Annotated in this window: 14 protein-coding genes; 6 read left to right on the top strand and 8 right to left on the bottom strand. The window is 70.7% G+C overall.

The annotated features are described in order from the left end of the window. The first annotated feature begins 17 nt into the window (after window positions 1-17). Entirely contained in the window at window positions 18-2,906 is a 2,889-nt protein-coding gene (locus BQ8420_RS07890; RefSeq protein ID WP_087097167.1) for a helix-turn-helix transcriptional regulator, read from the top strand. Between the two features lie 22 nt (window positions 2,907-2,928). Here the strand turns inward: BQ8420_RS07890 and BQ8420_RS07885 are convergent, their stop codons facing one another. Continuing rightward, the gene (locus BQ8420_RS07885) at window positions 2,929-3,381 is read right to left on the bottom strand and encodes a hypothetical protein (protein ID WP_087097166.1); all 453 of its coding nucleotides are present in this window, start codon (window positions 3,379-3,381) and stop codon (window positions 2,929-2,931) included. A 164-nt stretch (window positions 3,382-3,545) separates the two neighbouring features. Next, complete coding sequence (locus tag BQ8420_RS07880) at window positions 3,546-3,896, bottom strand: hypothetical protein (protein ID WP_087097165.1); 351 nt, start codon at window positions 3,894-3,896, stop codon at window positions 3,546-3,548. Window positions 3,897-3,996: 100 nt separating this feature from the next. Between BQ8420_RS07880 and BQ8420_RS07875 the strand changes: the two genes are divergently transcribed. The 3 genes from BQ8420_RS07875 (at window position 3,997) to BQ8420_RS07865 (ending at window position 7,966) form a co-directional block, all read left to right on the top strand. Continuing rightward, window positions 3,997-4,764: a Scr1 family TA system antitoxin-like transcriptional regulator gene (locus BQ8420_RS07875; protein ID WP_160049282.1), complete on the top strand. Its 768-nt coding sequence runs from the start codon at window positions 3,997-3,999 to the stop codon at window positions 4,762-4,764. Beyond that, on the top strand, window positions 4,757-5,005 hold the full coding sequence (locus BQ8420_RS07870; RefSeq protein WP_087097164.1) for a DUF397 domain-containing protein: 249 nt from the start codon (window positions 4,757-4,759) through the stop codon (window positions 5,003-5,005). Before BQ8420_RS07875 ends, BQ8420_RS07870 begins: the two co-directional genes overlap by 8 nt. 90 nt (window positions 5,006-5,095) lie before the next feature. Further along, a complete protein-coding gene (locus BQ8420_RS07865; protein WP_087097163.1) occupies window positions 5,096-7,966 on the top strand; it encodes a helix-turn-helix transcriptional regulator in 2,871 nt (956 codons plus the stop codon). 73 nt (window positions 7,967-8,039) lie between these two features. Here BQ8420_RS07865 and BQ8420_RS07860 read toward each other — a convergent pair whose 3' ends face one another. Further along, window positions 8,040-9,401 (bottom strand): glutamine synthetase family protein, encoded by a 1,362-nt coding sequence (locus BQ8420_RS07860; protein WP_200815850.1) that lies wholly within the window; start codon window positions 9,399-9,401, stop codon window positions 8,040-8,042. A gap of 243 nt (window positions 9,402-9,644) precedes the next feature. Further along, window positions 9,645-10,259, bottom strand: a complete 615-nt coding sequence (locus BQ8420_RS07855; RefSeq protein WP_087097162.1) for a dihydrofolate reductase family protein — start codon at window positions 10,257-10,259, stop codon at window positions 9,645-9,647. 126 nt (window positions 10,260-10,385) lie between these two features. Between BQ8420_RS07855 and BQ8420_RS07850 the strand changes: the two genes are divergently transcribed. Beyond that, window positions 10,386-10,985 carry a TetR/AcrR family transcriptional regulator gene (locus BQ8420_RS07850; protein ID WP_087097161.1) on the top strand — a complete coding sequence of 200 codons (600 nt, stop codon included), beginning with the start codon at window positions 10,386-10,388 and terminating at the stop codon, window positions 10,983-10,985. Here BQ8420_RS07850 and BQ8420_RS07845 read toward each other — a convergent pair. The 4 genes from BQ8420_RS07845 to BQ8420_RS31795 form a co-directional block, all read right to left on the bottom strand. Next, a complete protein-coding gene (locus BQ8420_RS07845) occupies window positions 10,982-13,942 on the bottom strand; it encodes an AAA family ATPase (RefSeq protein ID WP_087097160.1) in 2,961 nt (986 codons plus the stop codon). The two genes, BQ8420_RS07850 and BQ8420_RS07845, sit on opposite strands and share 4 nt — an antisense overlap. A gap of 32 nt (window positions 13,943-13,974) precedes the next feature. Further along, the gene (locus BQ8420_RS32270; protein WP_200815849.1) at window positions 13,975-14,121 is read right to left on the bottom strand and encodes a hypothetical protein; all 147 of its coding nucleotides are present in this window, start codon (window positions 14,119-14,121) and stop codon (window positions 13,975-13,977) included. A 173-nt stretch (window positions 14,122-14,294) separates the two neighbouring features. Beyond that, entirely contained in the window at window positions 14,295-17,249 is a 2,955-nt protein-coding gene (locus tag BQ8420_RS07840) for a tetratricopeptide repeat protein (RefSeq protein ID WP_369825482.1), read from the bottom strand. 33 nt (window positions 17,250-17,282) lie between these two features. After that, entirely contained in the window at window positions 17,283-17,450 is a 168-nt protein-coding gene (locus BQ8420_RS31795; protein ID WP_160049281.1) for a hypothetical protein, read from the bottom strand. Window positions 17,451-17,789: 339 nt separating this feature from the next. On the opposite strand from BQ8420_RS31795, the gene BQ8420_RS07835 reads away from it, so the two are divergent. Then, window positions 17,790-18,290 (top strand): hypothetical protein (locus tag BQ8420_RS07835; protein WP_200815848.1); only part of this gene is annotated, 501 nt, incomplete at its 3' end.

The raw sequence follows: 18,290 nt of genomic DNA, 5'->3' as shown, positions 1-18,290 counted from the left end.
ACGGCATACTGGGGCCCATGCCCCCCACCGAACCCGCCGAGTTCGTCGGTCGCCGACCCCAACTGGACCGTCTCCTCGACGAGGCCCGCGCGGTGGCGGCGGGGCATCCACGCATCACCCTGGTGTGCGCCGACGCGGGGATCGGCAAGACCCGGCTGCTCACCGAACACCTGAGTCGCACCCCACTGGCGCGTTCCGCCGTGGGCGGCTGCCTGGAGCTGGGTACCGAGGGCATCGCCTACGCGCCCTTCACCACCGTCCTGCGCCACCTGGTCCGCTCCGGTGGACCCGGCACCGCCGAAGGAGGGGAGCTGGCCCGGCTGGTCCCCGGGCTGGGCCCGGTCCCCGAGACCACCGAGGAGAGCCGGGGCCGTCTCTTCGAGTCCACCCTGACCTTCCTGGAGGAACGCGCCCGCCCCGACGGGCTGACCGTGGTGGTGGAGGACCTGCACTGGGCCGACGCCTCCACCCGCGACCTGCTGGTCTTCCTGCTGCGCAACCTGGCTTCGGCCCCCGTCCATCTGCTGGTGAGCGTGCGCACCGACGACCTGCACCGCACCCACCCGCTGAGTCGCCTGCTGCCCGAACTCCAGCGCCTGCCCGGGGTGTCCCGGCTGGACCTGGCCCCGCTCAGCGTCGAGGAGGTCGCCGCACAGGCCGCCGCACTGGGCCACCGCACCGACCCCGACCTCCTGCACGCGCGCAGCGGCGGCAACCCCCTGTTCGTCGAGTCCCTGCTCACCGCACCCGACTCCGACACCGCCCTGCCCGAGGGGCCCCGCGAGCTCCTGCTGCGCGCCGTGGAACCCCTGCCCGAGACCACCCGCGCCGTCCTCGGACTGGTCTCCGCCGCCGGTGACCGGGTGGACCACACCGTCCTCGCGGGGGCCGCGGCCGGTGCCGGGATCACCGAGATGGAACTGGACACCGCCCTGCGCCCGGCCATCGACGCCCGGGTCCTACGCGCCACCGACGACGGCTACGTGTTCCGGCACGCGCTGCTCGCCGAGGCCGTCTACGCCGACCTGCTGCCCGGGGAACGCGTGCGCGCCCACCGCCGGCACGCGGAGGTCCTCGAACAGGGGGTCCCCGGCGCGTCGGAGGGTGAGCTCGCGGGACAGCTGGCCCGGCACGCCCACGCCGTCCACGACCACCCCCGGGCGCTCTCCGCGGCTTGGACCGCCGCCGAATACGCCGCCGCCACCGCCGCCCACCCCGAACGGCTCGACCTGCTGGAGAAGGTGCTGGAGCTGTGGGAGTCGGTGCCCGACGCCGCCGACCGGCTCGGTCTCCCGCACGGTGAGGTCCTGTTCCGCGCCTGCCAGGCCGCGCACGTCCACGGCGAAACCCGACGCGCGGTCGCGCACGCCACCGCAGGGCTGGGAGTCACCGACCCGGTCGTCCACCCCGGGCTCACCGGCGAACTGCTCATGGCACGCGGCCGGGCCCGCAGCGACCTGGGTCGCGCCGACGCCTTGGACGATCTGAGGGCCGCCGCCCGGTACCTGCCCCGTGATCACCGCCGGCGCCCCGGGTTGGACGCCACCTCCGCCACCGTCCTCATGCGGCTGGGTCTCGATGAGGAGGCCGAGCGGGCCGCCCGGGTCGCGCTCGACTCCGCGCAGAGGGCGGGGGACCGGGTCACCGAGGTCGACGCCCTGATGACCCTGGCCAACCTGATCGGGGAGATCGAGGGCTTGGCGGAGGACCCCACCGGGGCCCGGCGGCCCGGGGAGTCGGTCACCGCCCTGCTGCACCGGGCCATCGACGTCGCCCGAGGCACCGGCCAGGTCAGGATGGAGGTGCGCGCCTGGCGCAACCTCGCCGCTCACCTGGATCAGGACCTGCGGTTGGAGGAGGCCTATCGGGCGGCCGAACGCGGGTGGCGTCGCTGCGCCGAACTGGGTGTCTCCCGTGGCCAGGGGGTCGGCTGCGCGACGGCGATGGCGGCCCTGCTCAACGACATGGGCCGGCTGGACGAGGCCGAGGAACTGCTCACGCGGCTGCCCCACGGCCGGTCGAGGAACGAGGCCTACCGGCTGAACCTGACGGCCCTGTTCCACACCTTCCAGGGACGTTGGGATCGGGCCGAGGAGTCGCTGGCCGCGTTCATCCGGGTCATGCCCCCAGAGACCAGTTCCCCGATGGAGTACCTCAACCACCACTACGCCCGGCTCTACCTATCGATGCGCCGGGGTGAGCCGATCGAGGCCGCCCGAACGGTCGAGCGGGCCCACGCGGACGTCGGGTTGTTGACCCCCGGGCGCTACCCCTACTACGGGCTCACCGTGGTCGGGGAGCTGGTGTTCCGGCTGAGGATGATCGACGACGCCGAGGCGCGGCGGTGGGTCGACGTCCTCAGCGGGCACCTGCGCCACCACCTGGAACACGACCATGGCCACGTCTCGGCGTTGGGGCGGCTGGGGCACCGGATGATCGAGGGCTTCCTTGCCGAGGACCCGGCGAGAGCACTGGAGCACCTGACCGAGGCGGCTCGGGTCTGTGAGGAGGCCGGCTACCGGCTCGTACTGTTGCGGAGCCTGCTGGGCGCCTTCCACGCGGCCCTGGACCTGGACGACATCGACCGGGCCCGCGCACTGTTGGAACGCTACGAGTCCCACCTCGGGCCGGGGATCGGTCTGGTGCTGCGACGGGAGGCCGAACGCATGCGGGCGGCGCTGGCCGCGGCCGCACCGACCAGGGAGCCCCTGCCTGCCGGACTCACCCCTCGGGAACTGGAGGTCCTGGTCGAGGTCGCGAAGGGGCTGTCCAATCGAGAAGTGGGCGAGGCGCTGTTCATCTCCGCCAAGACGGTGAGCGTTCACCTGACCAACCTGATGGCCAAGCTGGAGGCGGACAACCGCACCGCTGCCGCCGCCAAGGGCCGGGAACTGGGACTGCTCTGAGCGCGGGCCGGGGCAGGAAAGGTCAGGCGGTGTGGCCGTTACGGGTTCGGATGGTGCGGGCGTGCTGCTCATGGACGCGGTAGTAAGTGCGCACGAGGTCGTCTCGGGCAGTCGCGGCGGAGGTTTTCAGCACGTGCGCATGGTCGTGGGAGACACGGAAGGTCGGCAACAGTGCCCAGGGCGTCTCCGGGGTTGAGTACATGGTCCGGGAAGAGGCCGGGAGCGGAATCGGGTGCTGGAGGTCGACGGGGCGGCGGGGGCGGGGGATGAACGGGTCGAACTGGTCCGGGGCCTGTGCGGTGGCTGTCGGACGGGCGGAGGTGTGCTCGGGCAGGGTGTAGCGGCGGACCCGGCGGGAGCGGCGCCGGTATTCGGCGGCCAGGGCGCGCAGGTAGCCGGAGGGGTCGGTGTGCAGCCCGCCGCATGGGCGGAGCAGGCGCACCAGGGTGCACAGGGCGGCGGTAACGTACGTCATGGCAAGTGCTTCTTTCACTTGTCCGGGCCCGGGGTGTTGGTTGCACCGCCGGGCCGCTTCGGTTGTCAGGACCCCGCATGGCTGTGCGGGGTAGGTCCTGCTGCCGGGGACGGGAGCAGTCCAGGGCGGGTGTTCCTGGAACAGTGGTGTGTTCCAGCCAGAGGTCAGGACCTGCGGGGCAGGGGCGGGGCGAACCCGGCGAACTCCTCGACCACCTCGTGGACCAGTCGGCGGATCTGGGCTCGGGGAATGTAGCGCCAGGTATGGCCGTCCCGGGACTGGTAGGCCCAGTGGCTGCGGTCCTTGAGACCAAGGGCGACGTTGCCCAGGTAGGCGGGGCCGACCAGGGCGCGTTCGAGGTCCGGGCCATGGGTCCAGGGGAAGCGTCGCCACTCCACGGTGAAGGTCAGCCCCCGCATCTCACGGAAGGCGTGCAGGGCTTCGGCCCGAGGATCGGTGTTCTGGCTCTGAGTGTTGCGGGTGGTCCGTGTCTGCTGCTGTCCAAAAACGTCCATGACCCCAGCCTCAGCCCGACGACTTTTGTCGCCTAGGTCATGACAATGTTTCTCGTTAGACACTCCTCACTCGTATTGACAGTGTGTGATCCTGTGTCATGTGAATGACTTTCAAAGAGAGCTTCGTCGTTTGCGCAAACAGAACGGTCTCACGCAGGCGCAGGTCGCCGACCATGTCGGCTACGTTCCTTCGGCAGCTTCTAACTGGGAAAACGGGCGAACGACACCAGATGAGGAAACTGCGAAGAAACTGGACGAACTCCTGGGGGCGCGGGGTGGTCTGCTCCGGGTTCTTCGGGACGTGACACAGACTTCGGGTGCACCTCCGTGGTTGCGTGATGATGATCAGCTATCTCGACAAGCTGTGACGATCGAGGTCGTCACACCCGTGTTAGTTCCCGCAATTCTGGAGTCGCCGCTGTACGCGCGTTATGCCTTGGCGGAGGGCAGGCCATCTGACCCCATGGGTGTCATCGATGAACTGGTGAAAATCCGTTGCTCGCAGCTGTCCCGTCTGGATCCGGGGCTAAGAGTGTTCGCGACCTTCCCTGAGGCCGGCCTTGCGGGAGTGCCGGCTACTGCGAGGAAAGAACAGGCCGCTCACCTGTTGGACCTCGTTTCGACTGACCGGGTAAGGGTCAACATGGTTCCGGCCGGCAGCATCCTTGCTGGTGTGACGTCGCCCTTCCAGATCTACAAGCTGAGGGACGGCTCTCGGGTGGCGACTTCGGAGCATACGAACGGGAGTATCGTGGTGAACGAAGCCCGTGGTATTGAGCGGTTGCAGGACCTCGCGCGCACCGCTCTAGGTAGTGCCCTCCCCGTAGACGACACCCTTCGCAGATTGAAGGAGATCACTGATGAGTGACTGGCTCAGGTCGACGTACTCCCAGAACGGGGGGCAGTGTGTTGAGGTCGCTGTCGTTCCCGGTCACGAGGTGGTTGTGGAGAACAAGAGCGCTGAGGGCGAGGTCTTCGTGGTCCGTGACTCGAAGAACCCCGATGCCGCTCCGTTGGTCTTCACCCGCGCTGAGTGGGATGCCTTCGTGGAGGGTGTCAAGGACGGGGAGTTCGACGCCGAGCGCCTGCTCTCCGCCCTGATCGGCTGACCCAGCCCCCGGAGTACCCGGCCCGGGGTCGGGAACTGGGCCTGCTCTGAGGGACACCGAAGCGACCGCGCGCCGGGCATACTGACCACTATGTCCCCCTCAGCGCACTCCGTTTTCGTGGGCCGACGGCCCCACCTCGACCGGCTCCTCACCGACGCCCGCCGGGCCCTGGAAGGGGAGTCACAGGCCACCCTGCTGTGCGGGGACGCCGGGATCGGCAAGTCCCGGCTGCTGGCCGAATACCTGGAACACACCCCCATGGGGCGGACCGCGCTCGGGTCCTGCCTGGAGCTGGGCACCGGGGGCATCGCCTACGCCCCCTTCACCGCGCTACTGCGCCACCTGCTGCGCGCCGAGGACGGCGCCCCCGAGACCGGATCGCAGCTCACGCGTCTGCTGCCGGGGCTGGGCCAGGACATCGGCCCGGACACCGGCGACAACGGCCGGGCCCGCCTGTTCGAGGCGGTGCTCACCTTCCTGGAGGAGCGCGCCCGCCCCGAGGGACTCGCCCTGGTGGTAGAGGATCTGCACTGGTCGGACGCCTCCACCCGGGACCTACTGGTCTTCCTGCTGCGCAACCTGCGCACGGCGCCGGTGCACCTGGTGGTGTCGGTGCGCACCGACGACCTGCACCGCACCCACCCGCTTCGGCCGCTCCTGCCGGAACTGGAACGGCTCCCCCGGGTCGCTCGGATGGACCTGGATCCCCTCACCCGCCAGGAGGTGGCCGAACAGGCCGCCGCGCTGGCGGGGGCCGCCTTCACCGAGACCGACCTGGACCTGCTGCACGAACGCAGCGGTGGCAATCCCCTGTTCGTCGAGTCCTTCGTCGGCACGGCCGACGGCGGCGGGGTCCCCGAGGGTCCGCGTGACCTCCTGATGCGCGGGGTGGAACCCCTGCCGGACACCGCCCGCAAGGTCCTGGGACTGGTCTCGGTCGCCGGGGACCGGGTCGACCACGCGCTGCTCGCCGAGGTGGCCGAACGTTCCGGGATCGAGGAGGACCACCTGGACGAGGCGCTGCGCCACGCGGTGGACGCCCAGGTCCTACGGGCCACCGAGATCGGTTACGTGTTCCGGCACGCCCTGCTCGCCGAGGCGGTCAAGGCGGACCTGCTGCCCGGCCAACGGGTGCGCGCCCACCGCCGCTACGCGGAGGTGCTCGACACCGGGGTCCCCGGGCTGCCGCGCGCCGAGACCGTGGCTCAACTGGCGCATCACGCCTACGCCGCCCACGACCACCCGCGCGCACTGGTCGCGGCATGGGAGGCGGCGCAGCGGGCCTTGGCCGCCACCGCCCACCCCGAACACCTGGAGTTGCTGGAGCGGGTGCTGGAGCTGTGGGAACTGGTGCCCGACGCCGCCGATCGACTCGACCTGGACCGTAGCGCCCTGCTGCTGCGGGTGTGCCTGGCCGCCCAGGTCGCCGGTGACCTGCGCCGTTCGGTCGACCACGCCACGGACGGGTTGGCCGACCTTGATTCCACCACCGAACCCGAGGCGGCAGCTCGGTTGCTGGTGGCCCGCGCCCGCGCCTACAAGAACCTGGGCCGTATCGTCGCGCTGGACGACATGCGGGCCGCCGCCGAACTGTTGCCCGAGGGACACTTCGAACAGGCGGCGATCGGCGCCGCGACGGCCTCGGTCCTGATGCTCCAGGGGTTCCACGACGAGGCGGAGAGGGTCGCGGGGGAGACCATCGACCTGGCGCGGAGGGTCGGAGATCGCGGTAGTGAGGCCGACGCCCTGGTCACCCGGGGGGCGCTGCTGGACGTCACCGGCTCCGACGAGGCCCTGGAACTGTTGCGCGAGGGTATCCGGATCGCCCGGGAACCGGGCGAGGTCCAGGTCGAGTTGCGCGGGTTCATCAACCTCTCCAACAACCTGGCGATGCGGCTGGAGTACGAGGAGGCGCTGGACACCACGAGGCGCTTCGCGGATCGTTGCGCCGAGCTGGGGATCCTGCGCAGTCAGGGTGGCGACTACGGCAACGCCGCGGCCAACTACCTGAACTGCCTGGGTCGGATGGATCAGGCCCGGCGGGTGTTGGAGGTCTATCCCGCGGGAGAGGAACTCACCGCCGCGCGTCGACAAGGGGTCGTGGCCCAGTTCCACCTCATACAGGGGGATTGGGAGGCCGCTGAAAGGGTCCTGGGTGAGTTCACCCGCGTCCTGCCCCGGGATCGTAGTTCGGCGATGGAGTACCTGACCTACTACTTCGGACGGCTGTGGCTGTTGAAGGAGGGCCCGGGGGATCGCCTGGCCGAAGCCGCCCGCCTGGCCTTCGAGGGGGAGGCCGACATCGGGCTGATCGATCAGGTCCGTTTCAGCCACCAAGGTCTGCCGTCCTTGTCGGAGCTGGTGTCCCGGCTACGGCACCGTGACGAGCCCGGAGACGCCGAACTCGCCGAGGAACTCGCCGTGCTGCTTCGTAGGACGCTGGAGCGTGCGGACTGGCCGACTTCACCGGCGGGCGCGCTCAACCGGCACATGGCGCTCGGATGGCTCGCCGAGAACCCGACCGGGGCACTCGTGCACTGGGAGCGTGCGCTGCCGCTCGCCGAGAGGGCGAGCGTGATGTCCCGGATCGACGCCTGGACCGGAGCCTTCTGGACACTGCTCGCCCTGGGAGACCGTGAGCGGGCCACGGGGCTGTTGGACCGCGTCAGGGAACTGCGCGGCCGGTTGGGTCCGGCGGTGAGTTGCGGGGACGTGGCGGGGATGGGCGCGGCCCTCGCCGACGCCGCACCGGCCCCCGTCGCGCTGCCCGCCGGGCTCACCCCCCGCGAGGCCGAGGTCCTGGTCCAGGTCGCCAAGGGGTTGTCCAACCGAGAGGTGGGCGAGGCGCTGTTCATCTCCGCCAAGACGGTGAGCGTGCACGTCACCAACCTCATGGCCAAGTTGGGGGTGAACAACCGCACCGCCGCCGTCACCAGGGCCCACGAGTTCGGCCTGGTCTGACCCGGCGGGGCACCCTGGTCACGGAGACGAGGCCCGTCCCCCGTGGACGGGCCTTGGTGTTCGCCATACCGGCTCAGAGGGTGGGCAGGTACCGCTGGAGCTCGTACGGCGTGACCTGGCGGCGGTAGGAGTTCCACTCCGACGTCTTGTTGCGCAGGAAGAAGTCGAATACGTGCTCGCCCAGCGCCTCGGCGACCAGTTCGCTGTTCTCCATCAGACGCAGCGCCTCGTCCAGGCTCTGCGGCAGCGGACGGATGCCCACCGCCCGACGCTCGGCGTCGGTCAGCGCCCACACGTCGTCCTCGGCGCCCGGGGGAAGCTCGTACCCCTCCTCGATGCCCTTGAGCCCGGCGGCCAGGATCACCGCGTAGGCCAGGTAGGGGTTGGTGGAGCTGTCCACGGAACGGATCTCGATCCGGCTGGAGTTGGACTTGCCCGGCTTGTACATCGGCACCCGCACCAGAGCCGACCGGTTGTTGTGCCCCCAGCAGATGTAGGCGGGCGCCTCGCCGCCCATGCCGGCCGAGGCGGCCGGGTCGTCCCACAACCGCTTGTAGGAGTTGACCCACTGGTTGGTGACGGCGGTGATCTCGTCCGCGTGCCGCAGCAGGCCCGCTATGAACCCGCGCCCCACCTTCGACAGCTGGTATTCCGCACCCGGCTCGTAGAAGGCGTTGCGGTCGCCCTCGAACAGCGACAGGTGGGTGTGCATGCCCGATCCGGGGTACTGGGTGAAGGGCTTGGGCATGAACGTGGCGTACACGCCCTGCTCCATCGCCACCTCCTTCATCACGAGCCGGAAGGTCATGATGTTGTCGGCGGTGGTCAGCGCGTCCGCGTAGCGCAGGTCGATCTCCTGCTGGCCCGGCCCGCCCTCGTGGTGGCTGTACTCCACGGAGATGCCCATGGCCTCTAGCATGTTGATGGCGTTACGGCGAAAGTCGTGCGCGCTGTTGTGCGGGGTGTGGTCGAAGTAGCCGCCCGAGTCGTTCGGCTCGGGGAACTCCCCGTGCTCGGGGAACTTCTTCAGCAGGTAGAACTCGATCTCGGGGTGCGTGTAGAACGTGAACCCGAGGTCGGAGGCCTTGCTGAGTTGACGCTTGAGCACGTGCCGCGGGTCGGCGGGGGAGGGCGAACCGTCGGGCATGAGGATGTCGCAGTACATGCGCGCGGTGCCGTGCGGTTCGTTGCGCCAGGGCAGGACCTGGAAGGTGGTGGGGTCGGGTTGGGCGAGCATGTCGGCCTCGTAGACCCGGGCGAACCCCTCGATGGCCGAACCGTCGAACCCGATGCCCTCGGAGAAGGCCGCCTCCAGTTCGGCGGGTGCCACCGCCACGGACTTGAGGTACCCGAGCACGTCGGTGAACCACAGCCTCACGAACCGGATGTCGCGCTCCTCCAACGTGCGGAGCACGAATTCCTGCTGTCGATTCACGAGCAACCTTCCTCGAAGCCGGTCGGTCCCTGCCTCGCTCCGTCGATCGCGGAGCCGAGCCGGACACGATGTCCCGGGACCCAGTGTGCCGTGCGGATATTTCCGGGGTATTTCAGTACAGGATCGGCGGTCCCCGGACCGTCGTCCGCACAGGCATTATGACCGCTCACGGCGGGGGTTCGGGCCACCCCCGACCGCGAACATGTGGTCCGTCACCCGGCGGGGTGACGGACCCGTCGGTGCTCACCTCGCACCGAGGCGACGGCGGAACCGTGTGTAGTCGGCGCCGTTGTCGAAGGCGGTGCTCTCCACCCGCTCGAAGACGGCCGGGTCGAAGGCGGCGCCCTCGAAGAACGACTTCCCCGCCCCGGCCACGACCGGGTAGCGCTTGATCACCAGCTCGTCGATCTCCGGCAGCAGGAGTCCGGCGATGGAGGGGCCACCGACCGTGCAGATGCCCAAGCCCCCGTCCTCCTCCTTGAGTTCGCGTACGGCCTGGAGCGGGTCGGTGGCCACCACGGTCACGTTCGGGTCGAGGTCGGCGGGCAGGGTGCGGGAGAAGACGTACTCGCGCATGTGCCCGTAGGGGCTGGTCACCCCCTGGTCCAGGGCGATCTGGTAGGAACCCCGGCCCTGGATCATGGTGTCGAAGTGCTGGTGCGGCACGTCCAGTCCGAGGTGGTTCCGTGCCACGGTGGGAAGCAGTTCCGGGTACTCGCGGGCGTGGAACTCGCCGTTCTCGCCGAGCTCCCCGCCGCTGCCGTCGTCGTCGCCACCGGGGAAGAAGTCGAAGGAACCGTCCGGCGCGCAGACGAAGCCGTCCAGCGAGACCGCGACGAAGTAGGTGAGGTTTCGCATGTGTCTCCTTGTAGGGGTTTCCTGCGGTCGAGCGACCACTATGGTTAAAGTACTTCAGCCAAAGTACTTCGTGTGTAGTGGTTTGCCAAGAGGTTTTCGGGAAGTCCCCGGATCAAGGAGGAACACGTGGTCAGGAACCCGGGTCGGCGCGCCGCGCTACTGGACGCCGCCATCGAGACACTCGCCGAAGAGGGCGCGCGCGGGCTCACCTTCCGCGCCGTCGACACCCGGGCGGGCGTGCCCATCGGCACCGCCTCCAACTACTTCACCGACCGCGGCGACCTGCTCGCCCAGACGGGCGCGCGCACCTACGAGCGCTTCATGCCCGAACAGGACGAGTGGGACAACGTGCTGGTCGGCGCCCGCGACCGCGCCAAACTCGCCGAGGTCATGCGCGCCACGGTCAAGCGCCTGGCCGCCGACCCCCACGTCTACCTGGCGACCCTGGAACTCCAACTGGAGGCCACCCGCCGCCCGGAACTGCGCGCGGACATGACCGCTCGCGTGCGCGCCGACCTGGAGGCCAACTTCGCTTTCCACGAGGAGACCGCGATGCCGGGCGGTCGCGACACCGTCCTCGTGCTCTACCTGGCCCTGAACTGGCTGGTCACCGAACACCTCACCCTGCCCGGGGTGCTCGCCCCCGAGGGCGACCTGGAGGGGCTCGTCACCCGCGTGGTGAACAGCCTCGTCCTCGACGACCGGAATCCCGATCACGGCATCTAGGCCAGGCCCAACCGTCGGGCACGGGCGCCGGCGGTGGCGCGGTTGGGCACGTCCAGCTTGGTGAGGATGTTGGACACGTGGACGCTGGCGGTCTTGGGTGAGATGAACAGCCGCTCGGCGATCTGCGCATTGGTGGCGCCTTCGGCGAGCAACCGCAGCACCTCGCTCTCACGCGCGGTCAACCCCGCCGGCGGCGCCGGTGGGGCCGCCTGCTCGGTCACCCCGGTGCCGAGCCTGCGCGCCAACCCCTCCGCGGCGCGGGACAGCGGCGCGGCCCCGCACTCCACCGCGCTCTCGTGCGCCTGCCGGATCCGGCGCACCGCCAGGTCGCGGTCGCCGACGGCCACCACCTCGGCCTCACGCAGCCGGGCCCGGGCCAGGTGCAGCGGCATCGGGGTCGCCTCCCACGCCACCAAGGCGCCCTTCCACAGGTCGGTGGCGTCCTCCCCATCGGCCTCCGCCGTCAGAGCGACGACCGACGCCGCGTAGGCGGGCATGGCGAGGCCGGTGATCCGGGTTCGATCCGCCACCTCGCGTACCCGGGCGACCAGCTCCGGGGCGGACACCAGGCGGGCCGTCTCGGCCATCCGTTCCAGCAACGGCCAGGTGTACCCGTGGAACCGTTCCAGGATCACCTGGTCCAGGGTTCGCAGGGACAACTCCAGAGCCTCCTCCAGTTCCCCTTCGGCCAGCGCGGTCTCCAAGGAACCCAGGACCCGCAGCTGCAGGATGTCCATCCGGTGCGCGTCCAGCATGCTCCGGTCGCCCAAGGAACCGGCCGACCTCCGGGCCGTCTCCAGATCGCCCTGCGCGGCCGCGATCCGGGCCAGTACCGATTGGATGAAGTGCAGCTTGATCTTGGTGGAGGTGGTCACCGTGTGCTCGGCCAGGGCACGAGCTTTCTTCAGCCGGCCGGACTCGAACAGGATCTCGGCCCGGTTCTGGTGGTTGAAGTCCCGGTGCACCGAGGCCCAGCCGAGCCGTTCGTGTCGGTCCAGCGAACGCTCCAGGACCTGCATGCCCTCCTCATGTCGGCCCAGTTCCCGCAGGTGGTGGCCGAGGCTTCCGGCGCCGCGTGCCTCGATCATCGGGTTGGACAGTTCCGCTCCCCGCCGAGTACCCAGTTCCATGAGTGGACGGCCCCGTTCGACGTCACCGTCCTCCATGTGCAGGCAACCTAGGATGATCCGCGCGTCCGCCTCACCGCACAGATCCGCGGGGTTTCCCCGGGAGGACACCTCGATGGCGAGCTCGGCGAGTTCGCGTGGGCCGTGCCCGGCTCGGCGCAGATCGTTCAGCAGCCGTTGCTCGGGGGTGCCCGCACGGTCCAGGCGCAGGAGGTTGCTCTCCCGCGCCAGGTCGGCGAGGAGCTGCGCGTACCCCGGCATGTGCGGCGGGTGCAGTTCGAACGCCCGCACCAGGTCGGGCAGGCCACCGTCGCGCATCTTGTACGCGCGAGCCTGACCACGTCTGCGCAACAGGAGGGCTCGGATCATGCGGCCCTCGTCGTCGGTGGGGTCCTCCGGCAGGTCGGCCAGGGCCTCCTCCACCAGTTCCAGCGCCCGCCGGTGTCGGCCCGTGTCCAGCGCCGCCCCGGCCGCCCGGCTCACCACCTTGGCCCGGGTATGCCCCTGGGTGCGTTCGGCGGCATCGGGCACCTGGTCCCACAAACCCAGCACCCGTTCCAGCATGGCCAGTTCCTCGTTGAAGGCGAGCGTCTCACCGGCCCGGATCGCCGCCCACCAGGCGGCCTGCAACGCCCTGGGGAGATCGTGCGCGGCCTGGTAGTGATGGGCCTCCTCGGCGGCACGCCGGTCGACGGGGACCGTGTGGGGGTACTCGTCGATGAGCTGGGCGAAGCACAGGTGCAGCCGGGCGTGCGGTCCGGGCAGGATCTCCCCGTGCACGGCGTCGCGCAGCAGGGCGTGCCGGAAGCGGTATCCGGTCTGCCCGGCCCGCAGCACGTTGGAGTCCACCAGGGTGTGCAGGGCCGCCTCCAACTCACGTTCGGGCAGCCCGGCCGCGTGGTACAGCATCTCGTGTTCGACGGTGACACTCACCGCTCCCACCGCCGCCGCGCGCAGCACGGCCCACGTGGTGTCGTCGAATCGGTTCAGCGGCTCCAACAGCAGGTCGCGGAAGTGGTCGGGCAGGTCGGGGTCCTCGTCGGTGGGGCAGGTCTCGGCGGTGGCCAGGGCCTCCACGAACAGGGGCACCCCCTCGCTGCGGCGGTACAGCGAGTCCAGCTGGGTGGGGGTGAGGTCCTCGCCCCGGATCGCCCGGGTCTGGGCGGCCACCTCCTCGCGGGAGAGCGGCTCCAACTGGATCCGGCCCACCCCGGGCAGGCGTTCCAACTCGGGCAGCAGTCGCCGCAGCGGGTGCGCGCGGTGCAGGTCGTCGCTGCGGAAGGTGGCGACGATCTGGGCCCCGGGCCGGTCCAGGTTGCGGACCAGGAAGACCAGCAGGTCACGCGTGGCACCGTCGGCCCAGTGCAGGTCCTCCAGTACCACGGTGACGCCCTCGTCCCCGGCCAACAGGGTGAACAGGCGCAGTAGCTGTTCGAAGAGGATGCCCCGGTTCTCCCGACGTTCCTCGGGGAAGGGTCCCAGCTCCGGCAGGAGACGGGCGAACTCTCCTAGCCCGCCGGGGGCGGCCTCCTCGAACGGGGTCCGGCCGCACTCGCGCAGTACCTGGCGGAGCACCGCCGTGAAGGGGGCGTAGGAGAGTCCGTCGACACCCAGTTGCAGGCAGGCGCCGGTGAACACCGTTCCCGCCGGCCGGGTGGCGGTGAACTCGTTCACCAAGCGGGTCTTGCCCACCCCGGCGTCCCCACCGACCAGGAGCATCTCCGGTGTTCCGGAACGCACCCGGTCGGCCTGGTCGGTGAGAAGCCGGAGCTGGTCATGGCGGCCGACGAAGACGGGGCTGGTATCGGAAAGCAGGGGCATACCGCTCATTATGCTCTGTGCCCGGGACATTTCTCCGCCCATTATTCGCCGCGGATCCGACGCTCCTCGCGGCGTCGGGCGCGGGCCTCGGCCCGCAGTCGGCGGGCCTCTCGGGCCCGCTCGGCGTGCTGGAGGCGCTCGTCCCGCATGGCGTGGGCGGTGGCGGTGCGCAGGTCGTCGTAGGTCATGTCTCCCCCTGGGTGTCGTGATGTGCCGGACGCGTTCGGCACATCTACGACGATGTCGCTAAGACACCCGCCGCCACATGGGGAGAACTCCTGCTTTCCATCGTGGGGACACGGCCCCGGCGTCCGTGCCGCTAAGTCGGACGGGGCATCCCCTAAGACCTTCCGGTGGGGTCTCAGGCCAGGCCCGACCGCCGGGCACGTGCGCCGGCGGTGGCCCGGTTGGGCACCTCCAACTTGGCCAGGATGTTGGACACGTGCACGCTGGCGGTCTTGGGCGAGATGAACAGCAGCTCGGCGATCCGGGCGTTGGTGGCGCCTTCGGCGAGCAACCGCAGCACCTCCCTCTCCCGGGCCGTCAACCCCGCGGAGCCGGGCACCGGCTTGGTGGGGGAGAGCCCGAGCCGTCGGGCCAGGTCGTCGGCGGCCCGTTCCAGCGCCACCGCGCCGTGTGCGCGGGCACTCTCCCGTACCTGCCGGACGGGGTCGGTGGCCGCGGCGCGGTCACCCGCCACCGCACAGGACTCGGCCCGACGCAGCCGCGCCCACCCTTGGTGCAGCGGCATCGGGACGGCCTCCCAGGCCGACACCGCCCGGCCCCACTCCTGGACGGCCGCCGCGGGTCCCCGCCCGGCCTCGACGAGCCGGGCCCGACAGTCGGCCCGCGACGCCGTCTGGACCGGGCCGTGCACCGGCATCCGCTCCACCGCGCGCATGGTCCGTTCGACCGCTTCGGGCTCGCGTCCGCGACGGGCCGTCTCGGCCACGAGGGACAGCAGCGCCCAGCCGAACCCGGGGGAGTCCGGGAACTCCAGCCGGCGCAGCGCCTCGTCGGCCTCGGCGCGGGCGGCCGACAGGTCGTCCTCGGCCAGGTACACGTCCAGATGGGCGGCGACCACCAGCTGGGCCTGGTCCAGGCGTTCCACACTCAGCACCGACACCCGACCCAGACGCTCCAGGCTCTCCCGGGCCCTGGCCAGGTCCTCGTGTCCGAGCGCCGCACGGGCCGCGGCGGTCTCGTCCAGCGCGACCAGGGTCCGGGCCAGCAGACTCGTCAGGAAGACCCGGTGCATCGGGGTGGACGCGCGCGGGGCGGTCTCCTCGATCACCTCCCTGGCCCGCTCCAGACGGCCGGTGTCGTAGAACACCTCCGCCCGGTTCTGCAGGGTGAAGCCGTTGTGCAGGCTCGCCGAACCCCGCTCGCGCTGGTACCGCAGGGAACGTTCCAGCAACTCCAGAGCCTCGTCGGTGCGCCCCTGCTCGCGCAGGTAGTGGGCGAGGTTCCCGCTGGCGCGCGCCTCCATCGCCGGGTCGCCGATCTCACGGCCCAACCTCAGGGACCGCTCCAAGAGGGGCCGTCCCTCCTCGCCGCGACCGCGACTCATGTACACCGAGCCGAGCGAGACCAGCGCCGCCGCCTCCGCGGAGCGGTCCCCGTCCCGACGGGCCACTTCCAGGGCGCGTTCGGACAGCGACACCGCCGACAACCCCAGACCGAGGGTCTCCCTGGGGCGGAACATGCTCTCGCGCGCCACGATCGAGAGGGTGCGTCCGTATCCGGGCATGTGCGGCGGATGGAGTCGCAGTGCTTCGGCCAGGTCGGCCTCCGCCCCCTCGGCCACGCACTGGGTCCGGGCCTGTCCACGGCAGCGCAGCAGCAGCGAACGCAGGGTCAGGTCATGGTCGTCGGGGCCCTCGGGTACGTCGGGCAGCGCCGCGTCGCACAGTTCCCAAGCGCGTTCGGGCCGCCCGCTCTGCAACGCGGCCAACGCGGCGTCGGCCAGCACCCGGGCCAGGGAACGGCCACCGACCGACTCGCGCGCCTCGGGCACCCGGTCCCACAGGACGAGCACCCGCTCCAGCACGGCCAGCTGCTCGCCAAAGGCCAGGACCTCCCCGGCGCGCACCGCCGCGTTCCACGCCGAGGCCAGGGCCAAGGGCAGCTCGTTCGCGGCCTGGTAGTGATGGGCCTGCTCGGCGGCGCGGCGTTCGCCCGGCACCGCGTCGCTGTGTTCGTCCAGGTCCCGGGCGAAACGCAGGTGCAGTCTCGAACGTGTCCCCGGCAGCAGCGACTCGTGGACCGCCTCGCGCAGCAGGGCGTGCCGGAAGCGGTAGCCGTCCCCGCTGATCCGTAGCAGCCGGGTGTCCACGAGCCCTTGGAGGGCCTCCTCCAGGTCGTCCTCGGACAGGCCCGTCACCCGCAGCAGTGGTTCATGGCCCACCTCCCCGGAGAGCGCGCCGACCGCGGCGGCGCGCAGCACCCGGGTCCAGGGGACGGGCAGCCGGCGCACGGGCGCCAGCAGCAGGTCGCGGAAGTGTTCGGGGACCGGGGAGGACGCTTCGTCGTCACCGGCCAGCGCCTCCACGTACAGGGGGATGCCGTCGCTGCGCCGGTACAACTCGTCCAGTCCCCGAGCGTCCAGGGCGTCGCCGGTGAGGGCGTGCGCTTGGCGGGCGACCTCCTCCCGGGTGAGCGGGGCCAGGTCCAGGCGGGTCACCTCGGGCAGGCGTTCCAACTCGGGCAGCAGTCGGCGCAGCGGGTGCGCGCCGTCCAGTTCGACGAACCGGTGGGTGGCGATGATCTGGACCCCGGGCCGGTCCAGCGCCCGGACCAGGAAGACCATCAGGTCACGGGTGGCGCCGTCGGCCCAGTGCAGGTCCTCCAGGACCAGGGTCAGGCCCTTCTCCCCGGTCGGCCCCGGATTCTCGGCCAGTGACCGGATCAGCGTCAGCACCTGGTCGAAGAGCACGCCACGTGACTCGGGGCGCTCGGTGGGGATCGCTCCCAGTTCGGGCAGGATCCGGGCGAGCTCGCCCACTCCACCACCGTCGGGGGCGAGCTCGAAGTCTCCGCGTCCCCGTTCGCGCAGCACCTGACGCAACAGCGTGGTGAACGGGGCGTAGGCCAGGCCGTCCACGCCCAGTTCCAGGCAGCCGCCCGCGAACACGGTCCCGGTCGGCAGGGTGGCAGCGAACTCGGTGACCAGGCGGGTCTTGCCTACGCCGGCGTCGCCGCCGATCATCATCGTCGCCGAGGCCTGCGTTCGGCAGTGGCCGGTGTGCGCGGACAGGGCGTGGAGTTCCTCCGAGCGGCCGACGAGGTGGGTGGTGGTCGCGGGAAGAAGGGGCATGCCGGCCATTATGTCCCGCACCGCAAGGACCGGTCAGGTGTCGAAGGCGCGGCGGGTCCGACGGTCGGCCCGGCGTTCGGTCCGACGGGCCTCTCGACGGCGTCGCCGTTCCCACAGGACCTCCCGACGCTGCCGGTGCTCCAGCACCTCCTTCGGTCCGGGGCGTTCGACGTAGTTGTGCAGGGTCTCGATCTGGAACATGACACTCTCCGCTTCTCCCCGGCGGTCGGCTCTCGGCCGCCGTGGGTCCCACGATCGGACTAAGAGGGCGGCCCACGCATCGGGAGAGATCCGGGTCTTGGCACCCTTCGCCCGCTGGATGCGGAGGTCCGGGACTAAGAGGTCGATCCCTGATCTAAGCGGTCACTCCGGGCGGTGGAGCGGGCAAGGGCGTGTCACCTGACGTGATTATGCAGTCACTCGTAGTTGTCTTGAGGTGTCACACAGTGAGAGACAGTGAGACCGGGGAGACACGGGATGACGCTGGCCGTTTTCGAGGGTGTTCGTGGACGTGGCAGAACGAGAGGGGCCGGGCGTGCGGTGGCCGGCGCTGTCACCGGGGTCGCCGCCGCGGCGTTGTTGGTCGCCCCCGCTTCCGCCGTGGACGAGGGGGAGGGCGCCTCCGAGGCGGCGCCCGTCGGGTTGGTCCTGTCCGGCGCGCCCCAGCCACCCCCGGCGGGTGAGGAGTTCGTCTATCGAGCGACGGTCGCCGGTGGCGAAGGGGAAGCGGTGGAAGGCGGGCTGCTCGCCCAACACGTGCCCGAACCCCTGGAGGTGGTCGAGGTCGGCCAGGGCGGGGTGTTGGAAGAGGGGGTCGCCAACTGGCGGGTCGAGGTTCCCGCGGGTGGGGAATCCGAGTTCACCGTGCGGGTCCGGGTGCCCGAGGACGCGGGGGAGGAGGCGCGGGTGGTGAGCACGGCGTGCCTGCTGCTGGACCGGGACGCCGAACCCTCGGCCTGCGCCAGTGACACGCTCCTGGTGGCGGAATCCACGGTGCTGTCCCGGGTGGGGGCGGCGATCGACCGTGAGGGGGTGCTGCGC

Origin of the sequence: Nocardiopsis sp. JB363, from assembly GCF_900143625.1 — a bacterium.
In the GTDB taxonomy this organism is placed as follows: domain Bacteria; phylum Actinomycetota; class Actinomycetes; order Streptosporangiales; family Streptosporangiaceae; genus Nocardiopsis.
Note: the sequence above shows the minus strand (reverse complement) of the source record. Positions and strands in the feature narration are given on the sequence as shown.